General features: G+C 71.4%; 3 protein-coding genes. All 3 read left to right on the forward strand.

Annotated features, from left to right (window positions below):
- The coding region (gene dxr, locus FV228_RS26325; protein ID WP_147857227.1) for a 1-deoxy-D-xylulose-5-phosphate reductoisomerase at positions 1-891 on the forward strand (891 nt) is incomplete at its 5' end.
- Between the two features lie 128 nt (positions 892-1,019).
- A complete protein-coding gene (locus tag FV228_RS26330; protein WP_238262964.1) occupies positions 1,020-1,337 on the forward strand; it encodes a hypothetical protein in 318 nt (105 codons plus the stop codon).
- A 39-nt stretch (positions 1,338-1,376) separates the two neighbouring features.
- On the forward strand, positions 1,377-2,646 hold a 1,270-nt coding region (locus FV228_RS26335), incomplete at its 3' end, for a PepSY domain-containing protein (RefSeq protein WP_147857229.1).

Raw genomic sequence — 2,646 nt, forward strand, 5'->3', positions numbered from 1 at the left:
GCCGCGGTGAGCGGCGCCGCCGGCCTGAAATCCACCCACGCCGCGCTCCGGCTCGGCCGCAAGGTCGCGCTCGCCAACAAGGAGAGCCTCGTCTGTGCCGGCGACGCCTTCATGCGCGACGCCGCGCGCTACGGCGCCACGATCCTGCCGATGGATTCCGAGCACGACGCCCTGAGCCAGGCGCTCGCCGGCCGGCCGCTGGCGGATGTCCGCACCATGATGATCACGGCGTCCGGCGGCCCGTTCCGGACCTGGACCCGGGAGCGGATCGCCGCCGCCTCCGCCACCGAGGCCGCGGCCCATCCGACCTGGTCGATGGGCATGAAGATCAACATCGATTCGGCCAGCCTGATGAACAAGGGCCTGGAGCTGATCGAGGCGCACCACCTGTTCGGCATCGAGCCCGAGCGCCTGGACGTGGTCGTGCACCCGCAATCGGTGATCCACGGCCTCGTCTACTGGCTCGACGGCGCCGTGACCGCGGAGCTGGCACTCCCCGACATGCGTGTGCCGATCTCGCATTGCCTCGGGCTCGGCGACCGCCTGACCATCGCCCGGGGCCGGCCCCTGGATCTCGTGAAGCTCGGCGCGCTGACGTTCGAGGCGGCCGACGAGGAGCGCTTCCCGTGCCTGCGCATCGCCCGGGCGGCGCTGGCCGCTGGCGGTGCGGCGCCCACCGTGATGAACGCGGCCAACGAGGTGGCGGTGGCGGCCTTCATCGCGGGCCGGATCGGGTTCTACGGGATCAGCGACATCGTCGAGCAAGCCTGCGAACACTTCGCCGGCCCGTACCGTTCGGCACCCGCCGACGTGGACGAGGCGCTGGCTATCGACGCCCATGTCCGGGTCTGGAGCGCCGAGGCGCTGCCGGAGTTGCGCGCGGCCGGCTGAACGAGCGTCGGGGAGGAACCTGCTGCCGGGCTTCGGCTTCCCGTTGACGGGGGGCGGCGGGGACGCCTAACAACGGCGCCATGCGCCGGTGCCTGCCCCAGACGGTTCAAGGCCGCGCGATCATCGGGATGGTCGCGCTCTACGCGCTGTTGCTTCAGGCTTTCCTCGGCTTTGCGACGCCGGCCCGCGCGGTCGGGCTGCCCGGTGCGGTCCTGTGCGCAGAGCACGGATCCGGGGCGCCGGACGACGGGACTGTCGCGCACCACGCCCATCCGTGTTGCACGCTCGTGCAGGCCGGAAGCGTCGCGCTGCCCGTGTCCGAGCCGGTGGTGGTCGCGTGGCCGTTCGCTCCGGCTTCGCGCCTCGCCTGGCGGCCGGAAGCCGAGCTCCCGAAGACGGGCCCGCCGCGCACCGCCACCTCTGCCCGAGGTCCGCCCGCCGCTTGACGATCCCGCTTCCCGATCGTTCAGGCCCGGACCGTTCCCATGTCGATTATTCTGCACGGCGATGCCCCAGTGTTCGGGGCCGTCGCCGCTCTGCGCGCGTCCCGCGAGGCCGTCTATCGTGCCGTGTGGCGCTGGCACTTCTACGCCGGCCTGCTGTGCCTGCCGTTCCTGATCACCCTGTCGGCCACCGGGGCGCTCTACCTGTTCAAGGACGAGATCAACGGCAGCCTGTTCGCCTACCGGACCCGCGTGCCCGTCCAGGCGACGGCGCCGCTCGGGCCGGACCGCCTGATCTTCAATGCCCTGCAGGCCGAACCTGACGGGGTGCTGGTCTCCTATGCGGACCCAGCCTCGCCCGACGCATCCGCGGTGGTCACGCTGTCGGAGGGGGGACGCAAGCGCCTCGTCTACCTCGATCCCTACACCGGCTCCGTGCTCGACAGCGTGGACCGCGACGGCGAGTTCATGATGGTCGTGCGCCAGTTGCACAGCCTCAGCTACTTCGGCGCTTTCGCCAATGCGGCGGTCGAGCTGGTGGCGGGCTTCGCCATCATCCTGGTCGTCACCGGCCTGTACCTGTGGTGGCCGCGCGGCCAGGCCGGTGGCGTCGTCAGCCTGCGCGGTACGCCGCGCCGCCGGGTCTGGTGGCGCGACCTGCACGCGGTGACCGGGCTCGTGGCCGGCGGCGGCCTGCTGTTCCTGGCGATCACTGGATTACCCTGGTCGATCTGGTGGGGGCAGCAGCTCCGGACCTGGTCGAACGCCGCAGGCCTTGGCCAGCCGGCGATCCTGTGGGCCGGCAAACCGGTCTCGAGAGTGCCGCTGCGCGCGCGGCTGCCGGATGCAGGCTGGACCTTGCAGGATGCGCCGGTGCCGCGCTCGCTGCCGGCTGGTAGGACGGCGGAACCGATCGGGATCGACCAGGCGGCGGACATCCTCACTCGGCTTGGGATGCCACGGGGCTACGAGCTCGCGCTCCCGGTCGGGATCGACGGCGTGTATGCGGCCGCCGTCTACCCGCACGACGTCGCGCAGCAGCGGATGATCTCCCTCGATCAGCACACCGGCGACCCTCTGGTCGACGTACATTTCGAAGATTTGGGCCCGGTCGGGCGCGCGATCCAGTACGGGATCGGCATCCATAAGGGAGAGCATTGGGGCCGGATCAACCAGTTCGCCATGCTGGCGTTCTGCCTCGCCACGATCCTGCTCGCCGCCACCGCCGCCACGATGTGGTGGAAGCGGCGCCCGGCTGGCGGACTCGGCGCGCCGCCCCCACCACATCGTGGCGGCGGTGGCGGCGAGCAGG

This window comes from Methylobacterium sp. WL18 (assembly GCF_008040015.1).
Taxonomy (GTDB): domain Bacteria; phylum Pseudomonadota; class Alphaproteobacteria; order Rhizobiales; family Beijerinckiaceae; genus Methylobacterium; species Methylobacterium mesophilicum.

Excerpts from the sequence above, each read along its gene's own strand:
- FV228_RS26330 (WP_238262964.1), top strand. The coding sequence starts at position 1,020 with ATGGTCGCGCTCTACGCGCTGTTGCTTCAGGCTTTCCTCGGCTTTGCG.